Here is a 21,820-nt window from a genome sequence, read left to right on the forward strand (position 1 = left end):
GAGTGGATCATGAAAAAATATGTGCTAAGCATAAGCGCTGGGGTATCCTTCCTGATTTTCCTGATTTTGCTCCTGGCATCCAATCATATGGCGAAAAAGCAGCTTTCTCAGCAGATGGCCGAGCGCTGGAGCGAGGAAAAGGATGTGGCCCAGGTCAGCTGCTTTTTCTCCCCCAATGCGGGTATTACCAAGGATTCCATAGAGGAATTTGAACATTCCATGGATCAGGCTCTTTTGGAGGCATCCATCACTCAGGAATCGGAAAATCCGGGTGCAAGGCTTTGGGCGGATGCGTACAGCGCAGATGGCCGCATTACCCTTACCACCGAACGGGCTTCTCTGGAAGCAGACGCCATTGGAATTGGCGGTGATTTTTTCTTGTTTCATCCGGAGAAGCTGCTGACAGGCTCCTATTTTTCGGGAAATGATTTGATGCAGGATTACTGTGTGCTTGATGAGGATGCTGCATGGCAGCTGTTTGGCTCCAATGATGTGGCCGGAATGACGGTTTACATTTCGGGAGTCCCTCATATGGTCACGGGCGTAATAGAAAGGCAGGAGGGAAGACTTGCATCTGCCGCGGGGCTTGACAGCACCCTGGTCTATGTGTCCTATGAGACCCTGGAGCTGTATGGGAATAATAATGGGATCAATCATTATGAAATTGTCATGCCAAATCCTGTGAGCAATTTTGCCCTCAACCACGTGAAGGAAAATATCGGCGTTGAGGAAAAGGAGATGGAGGTGCTGGAAAATACCTCCAGATATTCTCTGGTTTCCAGGTTAAAGCTGCTTATGGCCTTCGGCACCCGCTCCATGAATGGAAAGGCAATTATATATCCCTATTGGGAGAATATTGCAAGAGGCTATGAGGATATCATTGTATTGCTTACGGGCCTGATGCTTTTGTTTCTCCTGTATCCGGTAATTTTACTGCTTGTTGTCTTTATCAGATGGTGGAGGCACAAGGGCTGGACCCTGAAGGATGTGTGGCATTGGTGCAGGGACTGGATGGAGCGCAGGATGGAACAGGCCCGTGAAAGGCGTAAAACTTTGCGCAGCCAAAGAGGCGTGCCAAAGAGTGAGGAGGAAGAAATTTTATGAGAAAGAAATGGTTTCGCAAGGGGATGAGCCTGTGCCTTACCGCAGCCATGGCTCTTGGGCTTACTGCCTGCGGCGGTACGGATAAGGTGAGCGCGGATCCCAATCTGGCAAAGCAGTATGTGTATTCCTGTCAGGATATCGAGATTCCGCAGATGGGGGACAGCTTTGACATACAAAGGGGTTATTTCAGCGACGGAAAGATATATCTGCTGGCAAATGTGTATAATTGGAATGATACCGGCAGCAGTCAGGAGCTGAGGCTGATCTCCCTGAATGAGGATGGAACAGGCCTGCAGGAAATAGAATTGCAGACGTCGGCGGCAGGAAGCGGTGCGGCCGGACAGGAGGGAGAAGCGCAGGAGGAGACCCCGGATGAGGAGGCAGGACAGAATCAGGAAGAAACGGGAGACAATGACCTGATGATACTGCCCAGAGCAGAAGCAGCGCAGGAGGAGACTGACGCGGAGACTGACGTGGAAGCTGATGTGGTGGAGTCGGAGGAGATTGAGGATATGCTCATGGTCACACCGGAGCCTCTTGCCTCCTCCGTCTACGAATATACCGGCTATGCGAACTATACCTTTACCGGGGACGGAATGCTTTACGCAGTGAAAACCTACAGCTATGAGGATTATTCCGACCCGGAAAATGTGGTCAGCAGACAGGAGAATTCCCTTTGCAAGTGGGATATGGCGGGTACGCTTCTGGGAGAGTATCCGCTGGAAACCATAGATTATCAGCAGGAGTATGCCTACATCAGCTCTCTGGTGCCTTTGTCGGACGGTGGAATGGGAGTGTTGTATACCGGGGACGGCGTACAGATGAGCACGGTGGATGCACAGGGAAATGTATCTGAGAGAAAGCAGCTGTCCGACAGCACCTCGGTGCTGCAAAACGCAAGTAACTTTATGGTAAAACCGGACGGCGTCATTGTGGTGACCTATTATGATGAAAGCGATTGGTCGAAAATGTACATTGCCACCTATGACCCGAACACGGATACCCTCAGTGAGGGGGTACAGATGCCGGAGAGCTTTTCCACGGGCGGCTACAACAGCATGACAGCAGGAACCACCACGGATTTGATTGTTACAACCAGTAACGGCGTCTATTCCTACAATATAGGGGATACGGAGCCTACACAGATGATGAGCTTTGTGAACTCGGATATGAACATTTCCAGTATGAGCAGTGTGATCGTTTTGGATGACACCAGGTTTGTGGGGCTTTATTACGACAGCATCAATTATGACAGCAACGTAGGGATTTTCACCAAGGTGGACCCGGAGGATATTCCTGATAAAAAGGTGCTGGTGCTGGCAGCTAATTACGTAAACTCGGATGTAAGGCAGAGAGTGGTAGATTTCAATAAGAGCAGCGATCAGTACAGGATTGTGCTGCGGGAATATCAATCCTATGCCACTACGGAGGATTACAATGCGGGATATACGCAGCTGAACAATGATATCATTTCCGGAAATATGCCGGATATCCTTGTGGTGGATGCCAATACTCCTGTTGAAAATTATATTTCCAAGGGCTTGATTGCGGATGTGGGAAGCCTTATTGAATCCGATGAAGAGCTGTCCCAGACAGAATTTATGCAGAACGTTTTTGAAGCCTACTCCATAGAGGGTAAGCTGTATCAGGTAATTCCCTATTTTAATGTGATGACGCTGGCGGGCAAGAAATCCATTGTAGGGGACAGAACCAGCTGGACTATGGCGGAATTTGAGGAGCTGGAGGCAAGCCTGCCGGAGGGCACCGCTATGATCGGAGAGCTGACCAGGAGCAGCTTTATGAATATGATGATGCGGTACTGCGGTACGGACTTTGTGGATGTCTCCACCGGCAAGTGCAACTTTGATTCTCAGAATTTTATCGATATACTTGAGTTTGCAAATGAACTGCCGGAGAATCTGCCGGATGACTATTATAACGATGATTACTGGAACAGCTACGAGTCCCAGTATAGGGAAAACAGAACCGTTTTGATGTATTGCTATATCAGCAGTGTCAGGTCTATGAATTATACCATAAACGGCTCCTTTGGCGAGGAAATCAGCTTTATCGGTTTCCCTACGGAGAGCGGAAACGGCTCCTCCATCGACATTGGGAATTCCTTTGCCCTCTCTGCCAGATCGGAAAATCTGGAAGGAGCCTGGGAGTTTGTGCGCTACTATCTGACAGACGAATATCAGGAGACTGTTGAATACGGACTGCCCATATCCAGTGATATCTTTACACAGAAGGCCCAGGAGGCCTTGAATAAGCCTTATTATCTGGATGAAAACGGAAACAAGGTGGAGTACAGCGAAACCTTTTATATGAACGGGGAGAACATCGAGCTGGAGCCCATGACCCAGGAGCAGATTGACCAGGTGGTGGAATTTATCCGGTCCGTAAATACACGTTCTTATTATAATCAGGATATTTCCAAGATTTTGGAGGAAGAGGTTGAGGCGTACTTTACCGGCCAGAAATCAGCTAAAGAGGTTGCACAGGTGATTCAGAGCCGTGCACAGATTTACGTATCTGAAAACAGATAGAGCTTTTGAGGGCTGGGGCCATGAAGAGGGGATTTTCCTTTCATGGCTCCGGGTCTCTTTTTTTGTAAAACAGGCTGACGGCAGAAAGAAGGGGAGAATTCTGCCGGAGCGCTTATAAAGTTAAGGGGATTCCCCGGCGCAGCAGATAATTTTCAAGGGTGAGCTCATGACCGTGTTCTTTCAGCCAGGTTCGATACTGCTTATAGTCGGGCAGAACACTCTCCACATGCTTCCAGAAATCCCTGGAGTGATTCATATGGGTCAGGTGGCAGAGCTCATGCACTACCACGTAGTCCAGTACCTTTGGCGGCGCAAACAGAAGCCTGTAGTTAAAGGACAGGGTTCCCCGAGAGGAGCAGCTTCCCCAGCGGGTTTTCTGGTCCCGTATGGTAATGGAGGTATAGCTGCCTCCGGTGTAGGGAAGGAAATAAGAAGCTCTTGCCTCAAAAATGGATTTGGCGGCGTTTCGATAGCGTCGCTCCATGGCCTGAAGCCGTTTTTCTTCGGCAGCAGATAAGGTTTTTGGGAGATTGGAATATGCAGCTGTCATAAATCTGCCTTTCTGGAATCAATTTCCGACTGCAGACAGCAGCCGGATTTCCCTTATCATACGCCGGTTTTTTGAAAATGTAAATAAGAATGAAGATAGGTAATTGCGAAACTCGCTGACAAAGTCACGAACCTGGTCATAATAACCAAAAACGGGTTCCGAAGCAGTGGCTAGTCACCCTTATTTTGGTTATTACGCCCAGTTTCTAATACCAGGGAGCGAGTTTCACAATTACCTATAAGAATGAAGAAAACGAGAGGAGACAGCCTATGGTATCAGGAAAGGGAAAATGTATTGTGATAGGTGCGGGAGAGCTTTCTGTCAGTGAGGTTTTGACAGAAGAGGAGGACTATGTGATTGCGGTGGATGGAGGGTTTTCCTACTGTAGTCAGCTTAAGCTTAAGCCGGATCTTATCATAGGGGATTTTGATTCTGTCAGTGAAAAAAAGAGAGAGGCTATTGAAAAGCTTAAGGAGCAGATGCCCCACAGAATTATTACGCTTCCTCCCGAAAAGGACGACACAGATATGCTGGCGGCGTTAAAGCATGGTCTTTCTCTTGGGTATGCGGATTTTCGCATTTATGCCGGCTGTGGAGGACGGCTGGATCACACCCTGGCAAATTTCCAGTGCCTTTTGTATTTAAAGAATCATAATGCCGCAGGATATCTTGTGGATGGGGATGCTGTGATCTTTGTCCTGCAGAATGAAACAATGGAATTTAAGGGGAACATGGAAGGCATTTTGTCGCTGTTTTCCATGGGAAAGGAGGCAAAGGGCGTGACCTTAAGAGGAATGAAATATCCTCTTGCGGATTACACCATGCGCAATGACTTTCCCATTGGAATCAGCAATGAATTTACCGGCCAGCCGGCCAGTGTCAGCGTAAGGGATGGAGCATTGCTCTGTATTTTTTCCTACAAGGCAAATTGTGCCATATAAAGCCGGTAGTAGGCTCCCTTTTTGGCAAGCAGCTCCTTTGCCGTACCCTCCTCCAGGATGCCGCCCTGATCGATGACAAAGATTCTGTCCGCCTTTTGAATGGTGGAAAGCCTGTGGGCAATCACAAAGGAAGTGCGTCCCTTTAAAAGGGTATCAATTCCCTGTTGAACCAAAAGCTCGGTCTTGGTGTCGATGCTGGAGGTGGCCTCGTCCAAAATCAGGATACGGGGCATGGACAGAAAGGTTCTGGCAAATGCCAGAAGCTGCCGCTGGCCTACGCTCAGCCCTCCGCCTCGTTCGCTTAACTGCGTGTCGTAGCCCTTTTCCAGCTTCATAATAAATTCATGGGCATTTACGGCTTTTGCCGCAGCTTCAATCTCTTCGTCTGTGGCATCCAGTCTGCCATAGCGGATATTTTCCCGGACAGTGCCGGAAAACAGAAAATTGTCCTGGGTCATAATGCCCATCTGGGAGCGGAGGGATTCCAGGGTCACCCTGCGCACATCCTGTCCATCTATTAACACCCGTCCCCCGGAGACATTATAAAACCGGCTGATCAGATTTACGATAGTGGTCTTTCCGGCTCCGGTAGGCCCCACCAGCGCAATGGTTTCTCCCGGACGGATGTGGAAGCTTACATTCTGCAGGACGTTTACGCCGGGAGCGTCGGAATAAGCAAAGGTTACGTGATCGAAGGTTACGCTTCCGGCTATGGGCGGCATTTCTACAGCGTCTGCCTCATCTGTGATTTCGGAAGGAGTGTCCAGTATCTCAAAAATACGCTCAGCCGCCGCCAGATTGGTGATAATCTGGGTATAAAAATTGCTCAGATTCATGATGGGCCGCCAGAACATGTTGATGTAGCTGCCAAAAGCAAGCAGCGTTCCCACCGAGATCTGTTCTACGCCGATCACCACGATTCCCATGTAATACAAGGCCGCACAGCCCACACCCCAGCACAGGTCGATGACGGAGCCCATGGCGTCGTTGATCCGCACGGCGCTGTTGTAGGCGGTGCGATGCTCCTCCACCAGCCGAAGGAAGGTTTTGTTTGTCTCCTCCTGGGCAGTAAAGCTTTGTATAATCCGCATTCCTGAGAGATCCTCATGCACGAAGGCGTTTAAGTTGGCGGATTTTTTGCGGAATATCTGCCATCTTTTGTGGGAGAGCACCTGGATAAACCACATACCGGCGGCCATCACGGGCAGGGAACATAAGGAGGCCGCCGTCAGTGCCGGACTCTTTGCTACCATGATTGCCACAACGCAGCAGATGGTGATAAAATCAGGAATCAGCGTGGTGACGCAGTTGCCCAGCACATCCTTTAAGGAATTAATGTCTCCGATGATCCGGGACAGGATTTTTCCGGTGGGACGACTGTCAAAAAAGTGGAAATCCAGGGTCTGAATATGGGTGTAAAGCTCCTGGCGGATATCCATCAAAATGCTGTTGCAGACCTGGTTCATAATGCGCATGCGCAGCTTGATAAAAAGAACCATGGTCAGATTTAAGAAAACTGCTGCTGCAATCAGACGGAAAAGGCCTGGATAATCCCCTGAGCCGATGTGATCGTCGATGGCGGCCTCTATCATGAGAGGATTGATCAAAGTGACTCCCACACAGCAGGTCATAAGAAGCAGCACAAATAATATTTCTTTTTTGTAGGCGAGAAGATAGGAAAACAGACGAAGCAGTGTTTTTGTTTTTCCTGCCTCAATGCTCTTTTCATCTTCTCTGAAGGAATTGACAGGCATTAGATCACCTCCGTAAATGCTCCGTATTGTGCCTGATAGGTTTCGTAGTAAAGTCCCTTTTTGGCCAGAAGAGACTCGTGAGTGCCCCGCTCTGCAATTTCACCCTTTTCCAGGAAAATAATTTCATCTGCGTGGCGAACAGCGCTGATGCGGTGGGCGATAATCAGCTTTGTGACGCCCTTCAGCCCACGAAGGGTCTGTTGAATCTTATGCTCCGTTTCCATGTCAAGAGCGGAGGTGGAATCGTCCAGCACCAGAATGGGGTTTTTCTTGGCCAGCGCCCGGGCGATGCTGATGCGCTGCTTCTGGCCGCCGGACAGTCCCACGCCTCTTTCCCCGATCACGGTGTCGTAACCCTTTTCCAGCCTTTCGATAAAGCCTCCCGCCATGGCGGCAAGAGAGGCTTCCTTTACCTGTTCCAGGTCAAGGAGATCCTGCTTTCCCAGACGTACATTGTCCTGAATGGTGTCGGAAAACAAAAAGACGTCCTGCATGACCACGGAAATGTTTCCCCGAAGCTGTTTCAGGGAAAGGCTGCGGATATCTGTGCCATCCACCAAAATGGTTCCCTCCGTGCAGTCGTACATCCTTTGCAAAAGCTGTATGATGGAGGTTTTGCCAGAGCCTGTTGCTCCCATGATTCCCAGTGTGGCGCCGGGCCGTATATGAAAGCTGATATGGCGAAGGATATCCGTGTCCCCTCGTCTGAAGCTTACGTCCTGGAAGGTGACGGCGCCCTGAATCTGAGGAAGCACCACAGGGGAGTCCGCCTCCCTTATGCTGGGAGTCTCGGCGTATATCTTTTTCAGCTTCCGGTTGGAGGCTGCCGCGCTGGAGAGGGAGTTGGTAAGCCAGCCGATCATTTCCATGGGCCAAACAATGTTGGTGGAGTACTCAAGGAAGGCACCCAGAGAGCCCAGGGAAAGCTCCCCCGCAATCACTAGATACCCGCCTGGAAGCAGTACCAAAAGCGGAAGCAGCTTGGTGACAAGGGTAAACAGAGGATGGTATTTTACAAAAACCCGGGATTGCTCCATATTCAGCTCATAATAGCGGCTGTTGTGGGAAAGAAATTTTTGTATTTCAAATTTTTCCCGGGCAAAGGCCTTTACGGTGCGTACACCTGCCAGATTTTCCTCTGCTACAGTGTTCAGTCTGGCGTTTTCCTCACTGATCTCATCGTAAATCCGGTTCAGCTTCTGTTCCAGCAGGACGGCCAGAATACCGCAGAAAAGCATGGCGGCTGTGGGAATCGCGGCGAGCCTTGGGTCAAGCCTGTACATACAGACAAGCACCATGGCGGTGTGAATAATCACTTCTATGACGAGCATGCCGACAAAGGTCAGTCCGTCCCAGATGCGGTCAATGTCATCCTTTACCCGGGCCATCAGCTCTCCGGTATTGTTTTTGTCGTAAAAATCGGCGGACAGCCCCTGAAGATGGCAGAACAGGTCGCGGCGCATAAAAGAGCTGATTTTTGAGCCGATGGTGTCAAACAGGTATTCCTTTATGTAGGTGAAAATACACCTTCCAAGCCCGATCAAAAGGATGCCCCCCAAAAGCCAGGGCAGAAGCGTAAGCCTTCCCGCTGTGATCACATCGTCTATGATGCGCCTGGTGAGCTGTGGGGAAAGCATATCCAAGGCTACGCTTACAATGAGACAGACAACTGCCGCAAGGTATCCCCAGATATGCTCCCATATATATTGTGATATTTTTTTCAAATGAATCCCTCCCTGAGAAAAGTATGTACCCCGGATATTTGTCCCTTTTCCCCACATTTACAGCGCAGTCTGCAGAACGCAAAAAAGCCCATGGCAGACATGCCGCCATGGACTTTGAGGACGAAACAAAAGGAACAAAAACAAATACGCCTTTAATTACCGCAAATGTCTCCCGAGGCAACTGCATAACAGAAACAATATTCTAAATATAATACATGTGTCATTCCCTTCATACTGCTGCCTCCTTTCCTGAATTTTTGTTTTTGTGAATGAAATAACTGCTTTTACAGTACCTCCTCTGAGAAAAAATGTCAACCCTCTTTTTCGGGAACGTACTGCTTATCCACCTCGATCACTGCAAAGTAATTGGGATTTTCCCTTTGGATGCGTCTTTGTGCTGTTTCTATGAGCTCTTCGTCTGTCATGGGAAAATCGTAGGGGACCGCTATGTCAAAAATCACGTTAGTGTGGGTGGGACCCTTTACAATCCGAAAATCATGTATGGAGATGGAGGGGGATATTTCCTTCAGGTATCCGGTTACCAGCTCCTTGAGATGCTCTGTTTCTTCGTCCCCAACGCAGACCGGGTCCATGTGGATCACGGCGCTGCAGTGCAGAGTGTCCCGCAGCTTATGCTCGATGACGTCAATCATATCATGCAGGGTGAGAAGGTCGCCGTCTGCGGGAACCTCTGCGTGCAGGGAGATCAGAATCCGGCCGGGGCCGTAATTATGTACGATCATATCGTGTATACCGAGAACACCGTCATAGGACATGACGATGTCGTTCACCTGCTTTACAAATTCCGGATCCGGCGCCTGGCCTAAAAGAGGGCTTATGGTATCCTTGGCGGCTTCGAAGCCTGCGTAGCAGATAAACAGACCTACCAAAACGCCGCACCAGCCGTCAATAGAAAGGCCGGTGAAATGGGAGATCAGTGTGGCGGCTAAAACCACGGCGGTTGCCAGGCAGTCGCTTAAGCTGTCTGTGGCGGTGGCTTTCATGGCGCTGGAATTTATTTTTTTGGAGATGCTTTTGTTGTAAGCGGCCATATAGCATTTTACCAGGATAGAGGCTAAGAGGATCACAAGGACCGTGGGACTGTATGTAAGCTCTTCCGGGTGAAAAATCTTCTCTGCGGAGCTTTTTATAAGCTCAAAGCCCATAAGCAGTATGATGACGGAGACAAAAAGCCCGGAAATATATTCGATGCGCCCATGGCCGAAGGGGTGATCCGGGTCGGGTTTTTGTCCCGCCATTTTAAAGCCGATAAGGGTGATGATGGAAGAACCTGCGTCGGACAGGTTGTTAAAGGCGTCTGCGGTGATGGCGATGGAACCGCTGAGCATACCTGCGAGAAATTTGCTTCCAAAGAGAAGCAGATTTAGGAAAATGCCGACTGCCCCGCAGAGAACCCCGTAGGCCTGCCGCACGCCAGGGTCTTGTGTATTTTCTCTGTTTTTGATGAAAAATTTGGATAAGAGGGTAATCATAATAGTAAGCTCCTATATGCAAATAGTTTTACAGTACATTTTATAGCGTCATTTGAGAAAAAACAATCCTTTCTTTGGGGAAGTTACTATTGCGTGGCGGGAATTTTGCGTGTATAATTTGCTAAGGAATCCGGGTTTGCGGCCGCGCTGCCGCCGAAAACCCGGGAGGCGTAGAAGGCGGCGCAGAAATGAGGACAAATATGAACAAGAGACCGGTAGTTTTAATGATTTTAGACGGCTATGGCCTGAATGACAAAACTGAGGGAAATGCCGTGGCACAGGCACAGACTCCTGTTATGGATAAATTGATGCAGGAATATCCTTTTGTGAGAGGAAATGCAAGCGGCATGGCTGTGGGGCTTCCCGAGGGCCAGATGGGAAATTCCGAGGTGGGACACCTGAACATGGGAGCAGGACGCATCGTGTATCAGGAGCTCACCAGAATCACAAAGGAAATTCAGGACGGCACCTTTTTTGAAAATCCCGCCCTGCTTAGGGCGGTGGAAAACTGTAAGGAAAACAACAGCGCCTTACATCTTATGGGGCTTTTGTCCGATGGAGGCGTTCACAGCCATAACACTCATCTTTATGGGCTTTTGGAGCTGGCAAAGAGAAACGGCCTTGATAAGGTTTACGTGCACTGCTTTCTGGACGGAAGGGACACGCCCCCTGCCAGCGGAAAGGAATTTGCCCAGGAGCTCCAAAAGGAGATGGACAGGATCGGCACAGGAAAAATTGCCTCCGTCATGGGGCGTTACTACGCTATGGACAGGGACAACAACTATGATCGTGTGAAGCTGGCCTACGATGCTATGACCAAGGGAGAGGGACTGATCGCTGAAAGCGGCATCAGCGGCATTCAGGAATCCTATGACAGGGACGAGACGGATGAGTTTGTAAAGCCCACTGTTGTACTGGAGGACGGAAAGCCTGTGGCGGTGGTTTCAGATAAGGATTCCGTTGTATTCTTTAACTTCCGTCCCGACAGGGCAAGGGAGATTACAAGAGCCTTTTGCGACGATGATTTCAAGGGCTTTGACAGAGGACCCAGAAAAGATATCGTCTTTATATGCTTTACGGATTATGACCCCACCATCCCCAACAAAGAAGTGGCCTTCCACAAGGTTTCCATCACCAATACCTTTGGGGAATGGCTTGCAGCACACCACATGACCCAGGCCCGCATTGCGGAAACGGAGAAATACGCCCATGTGACCTTTTTCTTTAACGGTGGTGTGGAGAAGCCTAACGAGGGCGAGGACAGAATTCTTGTAAATTCTCCCAAGGTGGCAACCTATGATCTGAAGCCTGAGATGAGCGCCTATGAGGTTTGTGATAAGCTGACGGAGGCCATCCGCTCAGGAAAGTATGACGTAGTGATCATCAATTTTGCAAACCCGGACATGGTAGGACACACTGGTGTGCTGGAAGCGGCTGTGAAGGCTGTGGAGGCTGTGGATGCCTGTGTGGGAAAGGCAGTGGAGGCCATCAAGGAGACGGACGGCGTGATGTTTATCTGTGCGGACCATGGAAACGCAGAGCAGCTGGTGGACTATGAGACAGGGGAGCCCTTTACGGCCCATACCACCAACCAGGTGCCCTTCCTTCTGGTAAATTATGATCCGGCCTATACCCTGAGGGACGGCGGCTGTCTGGCGGATATCGTTCCTACTCTGATTGAGATCATGGGAATGGAACAGCCGGCGGAAATGACGGGCAAATCCCTTCTGATAAAAAAATAAGAGAGCCGTCTTAAAAACATGATTCTGCAGGAACCACGCTTTTGCAGAAAGTGCTGTGGAGGAGGAAAAATGGCTGAAGTTACGTTGGGAAGAACAGGTATTACCGTGCAGAAAAATGCCTTCGGAGCGCTGCCGATCCAGAGGATATCCAAGGAAGAGGCGGTAAGGCTTTTGCGCAAGGCATATGAATATGGCATAACCTTTTTTGACACTGCCAGATATTATACGGACAGTGAAGAAAAGGTGGGAGAGGCCTTTTTGGGAATGCGGGAAAAGGTTTATATCGCCACCAAGACCGGAGCGGTGGATGCAGAGGGCTTTTGGCGCGATTTAGAGACCTCCTTAAAAATGCTTCAGACAGACTACATTGATCTTTATCAGTTTCACAATCCAGCCTTCTGCCCTAAGCCGGAGGATAGCACCGGTCTTTATGAGGCCATGCTGAAGGCGAAGGAAAAGGGAATGATCCGGCATATCGGCATTACCAACCACAGACTTAAGGTGGCTCATGAGGCAGTGGAGAGCGGCCTATATGAAACGCTGCAGTTTCCCTTCAGTTATCTGGCTACGGACAAGGATATCGCCCTGGTGGAGGAAAGCAGAAAGGCCGGCATGGGATTTATCGCAATGAAAGCGTTGTCGGGAGGGCTGATTACCAATTCTGCGGCGGCCTATGCCTATCTGGCCCAGTATGACAATGTGCTTCCCATCTGGGGCGTGCAAAGAGAGCGGGAGCTGGATGAGTTTTTATGCTATATCGACAACCCGCCAAAGCTGAATGAAACCCTCTCGGCGGTCATCGAGCAGGACAGAAAAGAGCTTTCGGGAGACTTCTGCAGAGGCTGCGGATATTGTATGCCTTGTCCTGTGGGAATTGAAATCAATAACTGTGCCCGTATGAGCCTTATGATCAGAAGGGCGCCTTCAGCGGCACAGCTTACGGAAGAAATGCAGGCGAAAATGAAAAAGATCGAGGATTGTCTGCATTGCGGAAAGTGCAGGTCGAAATGTCCTTATGGCCTGGACACACCGGCCCTGCTTGAAAAAAATTATAAGGATTATTGTGAAATTCTGGCAGGAAAGGTCTGCTAAAGGTATAAAAGCCTTCCTTTTGGAGATACTTCATCTTGATGTAATGATTGTATCCCATAAGGAGGCTTTTTTTATGCAGCAGTATTTGGAAATAAAGGAGGTACACGCCAGAGAAATTCTGGATTCCAGAGGGAATCCCACTGTGGAAGCCCAGGTGGAAGTAGAAAACAGGGAAAATGGGCGCAGATATGCGGGTCTTGCGGCGGTGCCCTCGGGGGCCAGCACAGGCCGGTTTGAAGCGGTGGAGCTTCGGGACGGAGAGACGCGGTATTTCGGCCTTGGCGTACAGCATGCCGTAAAAAATGTTAATGAGAAAATAGCCAGTGTGCTCTTGGGAAAAAACGCATTGGAACAGATTGTGATAGACAGGATGCTGATGGAGGCGGACGGGACGGAAAACAAAGGAAATCTGGGAGCCAATGCCATGCTGTCGGTGTCCATGGCTGTGGCAAAGGCTGCGGCAGCCGCAGTGGGACTTCCCCTGTACCGCTATTTGGGCGGCGTGGGTCCAAGACTGATGCCTGTACCCATGATGAATATTTTAAATGGCGGAAAGCATGCGGCCAACACGGTGGATTTTCAGGAGTTTATGATTATGCCTGTGCAGGCGGAAAGCTTTGGGGATGGCCTGCGCATTTGTGCGGAGATTTACCATAACCTGAAAAAAATACTGGAGGAAAAGAATCTGTCTACGGGCGTAGGAGATGAGGGCGGCTTTGCACCTGATCTGCCGGATGCGTTCAGTGTGCTTTCCCTCCTGGTGGAGGCCATAAAAGCGGCGGGATACACACCCGGGCAGGATATCAAGATTGCCATGGATGCGGCAAGCAGCGAGCTTTATCATGAAAAAACAGGGATGTATCATTTTCCTGGAGAGAGCCGTCTGAAGGGACAGGAGATTGTCAGGGACACAGGAGAGATGATTTCTTATTATGAGGAGCTTGCAGCGCAGTTTCCTATAATATCTATAGAGGACGGGCTTGCGGAGGATGACTGGGACGGCTGGCAGGAGCTCACAAAAAGGCTGGGAGATAAAATCCAGCTGGTAGGAGACGATTTGTTTGTTACCAACACCAAACGGCTGGACGCCGGAATAAAACTGAATGTGGCAAATGCTATTTTGGTGAAGGTAAATCAGATCGGAACACTCACAGAGGCATTTGAGGCAGTGGAGATGGCTCATAAAAACGGATATAAGGCAGTGATATCTCATCGGTCAGGCGAGACAGAGGATACCACCATTGCGGATATTGCGGTGGCTTTGAATACAGGGCAGATCAAAACCGGAGCGCCCTGCAGGAGCGACAGAGTGGCAAAATATAACCGTCTGCTGCGTATTGAGGAGGAACTTGGATGCGCTGCTCAGTATATGGATCCCTTTCGGAAGCTGTAAAATGCAAATTTCACAAAAAATACACAAAACAAGTTTTTTTGTGCAAAAGATACAAAAAAAAGGCTTTGATTTTGGCGCACCGGGGAGATTGCCCTGTGCGCCATTATGAATTTTTATACATAACATTCATAATGTGTAAATAATTTGCTGAAAAATGTAGAAGCTTAAAATGATTTCTTGAGAACGAATGAATTATAAGCATTTTTATTCATGAAAAAAGAAGCGCACAGGCGGACAAAAGTATGCAGTATACGGACAAAAAAACTGCATAATTGTATGCAATCTGCCATATTATGCGCTAAAAAACCCCATTCCTGCTAGATTTTTCTTTATTGGCAGAAGGAATAAATTATTGTAAGATACAAAAAGTCGGACGATGATGAACGGCTTTTTTGAGGCGCATCATCGTTTTTTCGCTTTAGAGCGCATTGTTTGGACTGCAGTGCTTTGAAGTGTACGAAGAAAAATCGAAGGAGTGAGAAAATGTACCGATACGTCATAAAGCGGGTGCTGCTCGCCATTGTTACTGTTTTTATTATTTCAGCGCTGACCTTTTTTGTGATGAATGCTATTCCCGGGGGGCCTTTCAATTCGGAGAAGGCACCCAGCAAAGAGGTGCAGGCCGTTTTGGAGGCGCGCTATAATCTGGACAAGCCTGTTTTGGAGCAGTTTATGATTTATCTGAACAACTTTTTCCATGGAGACCTGGGAGTTTCCCTGAAAACAGGAAGAAGCATTTCCACAGTCATCGGAGAGTCCTTCCCCATATCTGCAAAGCTGGGCGGTATGGCCATTGTGCTTGCCACTGTTGTGGGGCTGGTGCTGGGGAGCATTGCGGCACTGAAGCGCAACACGATCATAGACCGTCTGATCGTATTTTTCACAACACTGGCCACGGCTGTTCCCAGCTTTGTGCTGGCTACTATGCTTCTTTATGTATTCTGCTTATACCTTGGCTGGTTTCCTGTGTACGATGCAAATAAAACTCATTATACGCTGCCGGTGATTGCCCTTGCGCTGTACCCTATGGCATACATTACGCGTCTTACAAAGACCAGTATGCTGGATGCGCTGGGACAGGATTATGTGAGGACGGCCAATGCCAAGGGTGTGGCCGGCTGGAAGGTGATTTTCAAGCACGCCTTAAGAAATGCGGTGATTCCGGTAATTACCTATGTGGGACCTATGACCGCATACATTCTGACAGGCAGCCTGGTTGTAGAGAACATCTTTACCCTGGGCGGCCTGGGCAGTAAGTTTGTCTCCGCCATCACCAACCGCGATTATACCATGATTATGGGAACCACCATATTTCTGGCTGCGATTATGGTGACCATGAACCTGATTACGGACCTTGTGTATAAGGTGATAGACCCGAGAATCAAACTGGATTAAAGGAGGACTTTACGTGGAACAGCAGACAGAGAAGATGCCGAATAAAAATTTATTCAGCACACAGATCAATCTGGCCAAATTTGAAAAGGCTACCGAGGAAGAAAAACGCCAGCAGGATGTTATGAGCGAGTCCACCACCTTTTTTAAGGATGGCATGAGAAAGCTGATGAAAAACCCCTTGGCGGTTATGAGCCTTATTTTTCTTATATTTATCCTGCTTGTGATTACTTTTGCACCAATGGTGGTGCCTTACAGCTATTCTCAGATCAACACGGTGAACGGTGTGAGGGACAAAACCGCAAAAAATCTTGCCCCCTTTGAATATTCCGAAATGGAACAGGAGTATATGGCTGAGGGAGGAAAGGTGTTTCCCCACATTATGGGTACGGACGCCCAGTGCCGGGATTACTTTATGCGTATTGTATACGGCACCAGAGTTTCCCTTGCGGTGGGACTGTTTGCCAGCATCCTGGTGCTGATCATTGGTCTGCTTTACGGCAGCATCTCAGGCTATCTGGGAGGAAGAGTGGACTTGATTATGATGCGTATCGTGGACATCATTTATTCGCTGCCGGATATGCTGATTATCATCCTGTTGTCTGTGGTTTTGGACGAGGTTTTGTCCAGCGTCATTCAAGGCACTATTTTTGCCAGACTGGGCGTGAACATGATTGCCCTGTTTATTGTATACGGCCTGCTCTACTGGGTAGGCATGGCAAGGCTGGTGAGAGGCCAGATTCTTACCATCAAGAACAATGAGTATGTCTTGGCGGCGAAGGCTTCCGGCGCAAAAAGCGGAAGAATTATCAGAAAGCATATTATCCCCAACTGTATCAGCGTGATCTTTATTTCCACTGCGCTGCAGGTGCCCTCCGCAATTTTTACGGAGAGCTATTTAAGCTTCCTGGGCTTGGGCGTAAGCGCACCTATGCCTTCTCTGGGAAGTCTGGCCAATGAAGCCAGAGAGGGCCTGCAGAGCTATCCGTGGAAGCTTTGGCTGCCGGCTATTGTAATCTGCCTGATTGTGCTTTCCTTCAACCTGCTGGGCGACGGACTGCGCGACGCCTTTGATCCGAAGCTGAAAAAATAGGACCTGGAAACGCAGGGTTGGAAAGGAAGAGGAACAATGAGTGAAGAATATATTTTACAGGTGAAGGATCTGCATACATCCTTCTTTACCGATTCCGGGGAAGTAAAGGCCGTAAACGGCGTTACCTTTAATCTTGCGCCGGGGAAAATCCTGGGAATTGTGGGAGAGTCCGGCTCCGGCAAAAGCGTAACTGCCTATTCTATCATGCGGATATTGGCTGACACCGGCAGAATCACCCAGGGAGAGGTGCTCTACAAGGGACAGGATGTGACAAAGTTTACCAAAAAGCAGATGCGGGGCTTCCGGGGAAAATGCTGCAGTATTATTTTCCAGGACCCCATGACCAGCTTAAATCCTGTTTTTACCATCGGAAATCAGCTGGTAGAGGCCATTCGGCTGCACACCGACAAGGATAAGAAGCAGGCAAAGGAGCGGGCTGTGGAGATGCTTGAGCTGGTGGGAGTAAATGAGCCGGAAAAGAGAATCAAACAGTATCCCCACGAGCTTTCCGGCGGTATGCGCCAGCGTGTTATGATCGCTATGGCCCTGGCCAGCGAGCCGGATATCCTGATTGCAGACGAGCCGACCACTGCTTTGGACGTTACCATTCAGGCACAGATTCTTGAGCTGATGCAGGAGCTGCAGAAAAAGCTGGGGATGGCCATTATCATGGTGACCCATGATTTGGGTGTGATTGCAGATATGTGTGATGAAATCATTGTGATGTATGGCGGACGGGTCTGCGAGAGGGGCACGGCTGAGGATATTTTTTACCGCCCCAGCCACGAGTATACCAAGGGACTTTTGCGTTCTATTCCCAAGGCGGACGGCAGCAAGGAGAGGCTGGTGCCCATTGCGGGAACCCCTATCAATCTGCTGAATATGCCAAAGGGCTGCGCATTCTGCGCCAGATGTGATGAGGCCATGAAAATCTGTCTTGAGGAGGTTCCTCCCCAGGTACAGGTGCCGGACGGGCACTTTGCTTCCTGCTGGCTTACCTATAAGAAGATGATGGAGACACAAAAAGCGGGAGGTGCTGCAAATGAGTAAGGAATATTTGATCGAGGTAGAGGATTTAAAGCAGTACTTTCCCATTAAGACAGGATTGTTTCAGACCACACCCCTGAAGGCGGTGGATGGCGTTTCCTTTTATATTAAACCGGGAGAAACCCTGGGGCTGGTGGGAGAGTCCGGCTGCGGCAAGACCACGGTGGGCAGAAGCATTCTGCGGCTGTATGAGCCTACCGCAGGCACGATAAAATTTGAGGGAGAGGAAATCACAGCAAAGAATATGCGGGAACACCGCAAAAATATGCAGATGGTGTTCCAGGACCCTTATTCTTCTTTAAATCCCCGTATGACGGTGGAGGACATCATCGGAGAGCCTTTGGATGTGCATAAGCTCTATAGCAATAAGAAGGAACGCCGGGAGAAGATTTTGAATCTTATGGAGCTGGTTGGCTTAAATGCAGAGCATGCCACCCGCTACGCCCATGAGTTTTCTGGCGGACAAAGACAGCGTATCGGTATCGCCAGAGCTCTTGCGGTAAATCCCAAGTTTATTGTCTGTGACGAGGCTGTGAGCGCCCTGGACGTATCCATTCAGGCGCAGGTTATCAATATGTTTGAGGACCTTCAGGAGAAGCTGGGTGTGGCATATCTGTTTATTGCCCATGACCTGTTGGTTGTGCGTCATATCTCTAACAGGATTGCCGTGATGTATCTTGGCAAGGTGGTGGAGATCGGTGATGCGGATGAGGTGTATGACCACCCTATTCATCCCTATACAGAGTCTTTGCTGAGTGCGGTGCCCATTCCTGATCCTGTCATTGCCAAAAAGAGTAAACGGATTGTGCTGACAGGAGATGTGCCAAGCCCTATGCACATGCCCACAGGCTGTCCCTTCCGTACCCGCTGCCGTTATGCTACCGAGCAGTGCGCCGAGGTGTGTCCTGCTCTGGAGGACAAGGGAAACGGGCATATGGCTGCATGCCATAATCGATAACTTATCTTGTGCTAATACCAAATGGAAACATTTGATATTATATTTTAAATCCAAACGGAAAAGAAATAAGGAGGATTTTTATTATGAAGAAATTTACAGCAATTTCTTTAGCGCTTGTTTTGGCGCTGGGCTCTCTGACCGCCTGTGGTTCTACACAAGAGCCTGCAGATACTTCATCTTCATCTGCGGCTGCTTCCACCGAAAGTGCGGCAGAGTCCACAGAAGCGGCATCTACAGAGGCTGTTTCTGCAGAGGATGCAGTGGATCCCGCAAACTGGACTGAATATGACAACCTGATCAGCCAGATCAAGACCACCACAGATTATGTGGAGCGTGAGGCGCTGATGCATCAGGCTGAGGACATGATCATGGAAACCGGAGCAATTCTGCCTTTGTATTACTACAATGACATTTATATGCAGAAATCTGATGTGACCAACATCTATTCCAATCTGTACGGCTTCAAATATTTTATGTTTGCAGAAGCTCCTGAGACGACACTGAGAATCAATCTTGCAAGTGAGCCTGATACCCTTGATCCCGCTCTGAACAGCTCCGTTGACGGCGCATGTATGATTGTAAACAGCTTTTCCGGACTGTTTACCTATGATGCAGACGGCAATGTACAGCCTGATCTTGCAGCTGACTATACCGTGAGCGAGGATGGACTGACCTATACCGTTAATCTGGTTCCCGGCCTTGTATGGTCCGATGGCTCTGAGCTGAACGCAAATGATTTCGTATATTCCTGGAACCGTGCTGTAAATCCTCAGACTGCTGCGGATTATTCCTACATGTTTGATGTAATTGCAGCAAACGAGGATGGCACCCTGAAGGTGACCGCAAGCGAGGATGGACAGAGCCTGACCATAGAGCTCGATTCTCCTTGTGCATATTTCCTTGACCTGCTTGCCTTCCCTGCTTACTATCCTGTAAAGCAGAGTGAGGTAGAGGCTGCGGCTGACTGGGAGACCAACCCTGGCGCATGGTGTCAGGAAGCTGGTTTCGTGACCAACGGCGCTTACACTATAAGCAGCTGGACCCATGACCAGACCATTATCATGACCAAGAATCCCAACTACCACAGAGCGGATGAGGTTAAGGTTGAGACCATCGAGGTTATGCTGAGCGCAGACGATACTGCAATTTATGCGGCATACAATGCAGACAACCTTGACTTTATTGATACGGTTCCCAACGATGAGATTCAGTCCCTGTTAGACAATCCCGAATTCTACATTGTGGACAACCTGGGCACCTACTATGTATCCTTCAATGTAAACAGTGATTTGTTTGCAGATAAAACTCCTGCACAGGCTAACGCTATGAGAAGAGCATTTGCTCTCCTGGTTGACCGTGACTACATTGCAGAGAATATCGGACAGACCGGCCAGGAGCCTGCCAACACCTTCATTCCTACAGGAATGTCTGATGGACACGGCGGTATCTTTAAGGAGAACGACGACGCGTACACCTATCCTGATGCGGAGGATGTAGGTTACTTCAATCCTTCTTATTCCGAGGAAAATGTGGCTGAGGCAATTGCGCTGTTAGAATCTGCAGGTTATGTATTTGATGACAATGGTATGCTGTCCGCAGAGACTCCTATCACCTTCGAGTACTTGACCAATGACGGTACAGGACATGTGGCAGTAGCAGAGGCGCTGCAGCAGGATTTTGCAGCGATCGGCATTGATATGACTATCCAGACTGTTGACTGGAATGTATTTTTGGATGAGAGAAAGGCCGGCAATTATGACATTGCCCGCAATGGATGGCTGGCAGACTTCAACGATCCTATCAACATGCTGGAAATGTGGACAACCGACAGTGGAAATAACGACTGTCAGTTTGGCAGATAAGTAGTTTTGTTTGAATCCGTTTGGTGAGAGAAGCCGGGCGCTTATGCGCCTGGCTTTTTTTACTTATTTTTTGGAGAAGAAAGCAGAATGCTTCAAAATGTTGACAAAATACATGGCTTTTGATAAAGTAAACTAATGAATTAACATTATTCAAATAAATTAAAGGAGGAATTATGAAAAAGAAAAGACTATTTTCTCTTTTGCTGGCTGGCGCGCTTACCATTTCACTGGCTGCGTGCGGCGGACAGGAAGGCGTGACGAATAATGCGTCCGAGAATCCTTCGTCCTCCAGCGAAGAGACAGGCGCACAGGCATCTGCAGAAACGCAGGCGGAGGAGGCGTCCGTAAAACCTGAGACACCGTCCGGACAGTTGATTTTTGGCTTTGTCACTGATCTGGAGGGAGAGTTTTACGATACGGCCTTCAACAACACGGCAACCAACTACAAAACCTATGATCTGATTCACGGCTATGAGACTGTTTCGTATACAAAGGAAGGAGAGTTTGTATACAATCCGACCGTTGTAAAGAGCCATGAGGAAGTGGAAAACGAGGATGGCACCAAGACCTACACGATTACCATAAACGACGGTCTGACCTGGAGTGACGGAACGCCCATCACCGCAAAGGATTATGTATTTCAGATGCTGCTGGAATCCAGCCCTGAGATGAACCAGGTGGACGGCTATCCCAGCCTGAGCGGCATTTATTATGTTGGATACGAGGAGTATCTGGCAGGGGAGACGGAGTATTTCCAGGGCGTCCGCCTTGTGGACGATATGACATATTCCCTCACGGTAAAGGCGGATGAACTTCCCTTCCATTATGATATTACTTATGCGAGCAGCATGCCCCGTCCCCTGTTTGTAATCGCGCCTGGCTGCGATGTGGTGGACAGCGAAGAGGGGGCCTATATTTCCGGTGATTTCACCACAGAGCTGCTGCAGGAGACCATCAACAATCCGGATACCGGATACCGCTATAATCCTCAGGTAACCTGCGGACCTTACAATTTTGTGAGCTATGATACGGCCAGCCGCCAGGGCGTCTTTGAGGTGAATCCCAACTTTGCAGGGGATTACCGCGGAGTGAAGCCGGCGATTCAGACCCTGATTATCAAGACTGT

Annotated in this window: 16 protein-coding genes; 12 read left to right on the top strand and 4 right to left on the bottom strand. The window is 49.1% G+C overall.

The features are described from left to right. The first annotated feature begins 9 nt into the window (after positions 1 to 9). On the top strand, positions 10 to 1,104 hold the full coding sequence (locus SHK35_RS10385; RefSeq protein ID WP_318709705.1) for an ABC transporter permease: 1,095 nt from the start codon (positions 10 to 12) through the stop codon (positions 1,102 to 1,104). Beyond that, positions 1,101 to 3,653, top strand: a complete 2,553-nt coding sequence (locus SHK35_RS10390) for an extracellular solute-binding protein (protein ID WP_318709706.1) — start codon at positions 1,101 to 1,103, stop codon at positions 3,651 to 3,653. The genes SHK35_RS10385 and SHK35_RS10390 overlap by 4 nt, the downstream gene beginning before the upstream one ends. Positions 3,654 to 3,765: 112 nt before the next feature. On the opposite strand, the gene SHK35_RS10395 is transcribed toward SHK35_RS10390, so the two are convergent. Beyond that, positions 3,766 to 4,203, bottom strand: coding sequence for a M48 family metallopeptidase (locus SHK35_RS10395; protein ID WP_318702434.1), 438 nt, complete (start codon positions 4,201 to 4,203; stop codon positions 3,766 to 3,768). 269 nt (positions 4,204 to 4,472) lie between these two features. Between SHK35_RS10395 and SHK35_RS10400 the strand changes: the two genes are divergently transcribed. Beyond that, complete coding sequence (locus tag SHK35_RS10400) at positions 4,473 to 5,144, top strand: thiamine diphosphokinase (RefSeq protein ID WP_318702433.1); 672 nt, start codon at positions 4,473 to 4,475, stop codon at positions 5,142 to 5,144. Here the strand turns inward: SHK35_RS10400 and SHK35_RS10405 are convergent. The 3 genes from SHK35_RS10405 to SHK35_RS10415 all read right to left on the bottom strand — a co-directional run bounded on the left by SHK35_RS10405 (position 5,120) and on the right by SHK35_RS10415 (position 10,115). Next, on the bottom strand, positions 5,120 to 6,898 hold the full coding sequence (locus tag SHK35_RS10405) for an ABC transporter ATP-binding protein (RefSeq protein ID WP_318709707.1): 1,779 nt from the start codon (positions 6,896 to 6,898) through the stop codon (positions 5,120 to 5,122). The genes SHK35_RS10400 and SHK35_RS10405 overlap by 25 nt on opposite strands. Further along, entirely contained in the window at positions 6,898 to 8,622 is a 1,725-nt protein-coding gene (locus tag SHK35_RS10410) for an ABC transporter ATP-binding protein (protein ID WP_318709708.1), read from the bottom strand. The genes SHK35_RS10405 and SHK35_RS10410 overlap by 1 nt, the downstream gene beginning before the upstream one ends. A 311-nt stretch (positions 8,623 to 8,933) precedes the next feature. Beyond that, positions 8,934 to 10,115 (bottom strand): cation diffusion facilitator family transporter, encoded by a 1,182-nt coding sequence (locus SHK35_RS10415; RefSeq protein WP_318709709.1) that lies wholly within the window; start codon positions 10,113 to 10,115, stop codon positions 8,934 to 8,936. Between the two features lie 200 nt (positions 10,116 to 10,315). Between SHK35_RS10415 and gpmI the strand changes: the two genes are divergently transcribed. The 9 genes from gpmI to SHK35_RS10460 form a co-directional block, all read left to right on the top strand. Next, positions 10,316 to 11,857 carry a 2,3-bisphosphoglycerate-independent phosphoglycerate mutase gene (gpmI, locus tag SHK35_RS10420; RefSeq protein WP_318709716.1) on the top strand — a complete coding sequence of 514 codons (1,542 nt, stop codon included), beginning with the start codon at positions 10,316 to 10,318 and terminating at the stop codon, positions 11,855 to 11,857. A 69-nt stretch (positions 11,858 to 11,926) separates the two neighbouring features. Continuing rightward, positions 11,927 to 12,949: an aldo/keto reductase gene (locus SHK35_RS10425; RefSeq protein ID WP_318709710.1), complete on the top strand. Its 1,023-nt coding sequence runs from the start codon at positions 11,927 to 11,929 to the stop codon at positions 12,947 to 12,949. Between the two features lie 73 nt (positions 12,950 to 13,022). Continuing rightward, complete coding sequence (eno, locus tag SHK35_RS10430) at positions 13,023 to 14,342, top strand: phosphopyruvate hydratase (protein ID WP_318709711.1); 1,320 nt, start codon at positions 13,023 to 13,025, stop codon at positions 14,340 to 14,342. A gap of 483 nt (positions 14,343 to 14,825) precedes the next feature. After that, entirely contained in the window at positions 14,826 to 15,737 is a 912-nt protein-coding gene (locus SHK35_RS10435; protein WP_318702426.1) for an ABC transporter permease, read from the top strand. 34 nt (positions 15,738 to 15,771) lie between these two features. Next, positions 15,772 to 16,827 (top strand): ABC transporter permease, encoded by a 1,056-nt coding sequence (locus SHK35_RS10440; protein ID WP_318709717.1) that lies wholly within the window; start codon positions 15,772 to 15,774, stop codon positions 16,825 to 16,827. Between the two features lie 36 nt (positions 16,828 to 16,863). Then, the gene (locus tag SHK35_RS10445) at positions 16,864 to 17,877 is read left to right on the top strand and encodes an ABC transporter ATP-binding protein (protein WP_318709712.1); all 1,014 of its coding nucleotides are present in this window, start codon (positions 16,864 to 16,866) and stop codon (positions 17,875 to 17,877) included. Continuing rightward, the gene (locus SHK35_RS10450; RefSeq protein WP_318709713.1) at positions 17,870 to 18,832 is read left to right on the top strand and encodes an ABC transporter ATP-binding protein; all 963 of its coding nucleotides are present in this window, start codon (positions 17,870 to 17,872) and stop codon (positions 18,830 to 18,832) included. The genes SHK35_RS10445 and SHK35_RS10450 overlap by 8 nt, the downstream gene beginning before the upstream one ends. A gap of 83 nt (positions 18,833 to 18,915) precedes the next feature. Further along, positions 18,916 to 20,694 (top strand): peptide ABC transporter substrate-binding protein, encoded by a 1,779-nt coding sequence (locus SHK35_RS10455; RefSeq protein WP_318709714.1) that lies wholly within the window; start codon positions 18,916 to 18,918, stop codon positions 20,692 to 20,694. A 173-nt stretch (positions 20,695 to 20,867) separates the two neighbouring features. Next, positions 20,868 to 21,820 (top strand): ABC transporter substrate-binding protein (locus SHK35_RS10460; protein ID WP_318709715.1); only part of this gene is annotated, 953 nt, incomplete at its 3' end.

Origin of the sequence: Candidatus Acetatifactor stercoripullorum, from assembly GCF_944382095.1 — a bacterium.
In the GTDB taxonomy this organism is placed as follows: Bacteria; Bacillota; Clostridia; order Lachnospirales; family Lachnospiraceae; genus Acetatifactor; species Acetatifactor stercoripullorum.

What these genes read in the sequence shown, in the direction of transcription:
- SHK35_RS10385 (WP_318709705.1), top strand. Translation starts at nt 10, where the DNA reads ATGAAAAAATATGTGCTAAGCATAAGCGCTGGGGTATCCTTCCTGATT.
- SHK35_RS10390 (WP_318709706.1), top strand. Translation starts at nt 1,101, where the DNA reads ATGAGAAAGAAATGGTTTCGCAAGGGGATGAGCCTGTGCCTTACCGCA.
- SHK35_RS10395 (WP_318702434.1), bottom strand. Translation starts at nt 4,203, where the DNA reads ATGACAGCTGCATATTCCAATCTCCCAAAAACCTTATCTGCTGCCGAA.
- SHK35_RS10400 (WP_318702433.1), top strand. Translation starts at nt 4,473, where the DNA reads ATGGTATCAGGAAAGGGAAAATGTATTGTGATAGGTGCGGGAGAGCTT.
- SHK35_RS10405 (WP_318709707.1), bottom strand. Translation starts at nt 6,898, where the DNA reads ATGCCTGTCAATTCCTTCAGAGAAGATGAAAAGAGCATTGAGGCAGGA.
- SHK35_RS10415 (WP_318709709.1), bottom strand. Translation starts at nt 10,115, where the DNA reads ATGATTACCCTCTTATCCAAATTTTTCATCAAAAACAGAGAAAATACA.
- gpmI (WP_318709716.1), top strand. Translation starts at nt 10,316, where the DNA reads ATGAACAAGAGACCGGTAGTTTTAATGATTTTAGACGGCTATGGCCTG.
- SHK35_RS10425 (WP_318709710.1), top strand. Translation starts at nt 11,927, where the DNA reads ATGGCTGAAGTTACGTTGGGAAGAACAGGTATTACCGTGCAGAAAAAT.
- eno (WP_318709711.1), top strand. Translation starts at nt 13,023, where the DNA reads ATGCAGCAGTATTTGGAAATAAAGGAGGTACACGCCAGAGAAATTCTG.
- SHK35_RS10435 (WP_318702426.1), top strand. Translation starts at nt 14,826, where the DNA reads ATGTACCGATACGTCATAAAGCGGGTGCTGCTCGCCATTGTTACTGTT.
- SHK35_RS10440 (WP_318709717.1), top strand. Translation starts at nt 15,772, where the DNA reads ATGCCGAATAAAAATTTATTCAGCACACAGATCAATCTGGCCAAATTT.
- SHK35_RS10445 (WP_318709712.1), top strand. Translation starts at nt 16,864, where the DNA reads ATGAGTGAAGAATATATTTTACAGGTGAAGGATCTGCATACATCCTTC.
- SHK35_RS10450 (WP_318709713.1), top strand. Translation starts at nt 17,870, where the DNA reads ATGAGTAAGGAATATTTGATCGAGGTAGAGGATTTAAAGCAGTACTTT.
- SHK35_RS10455 (WP_318709714.1), top strand. Translation starts at nt 18,916, where the DNA reads ATGAAGAAATTTACAGCAATTTCTTTAGCGCTTGTTTTGGCGCTGGGC.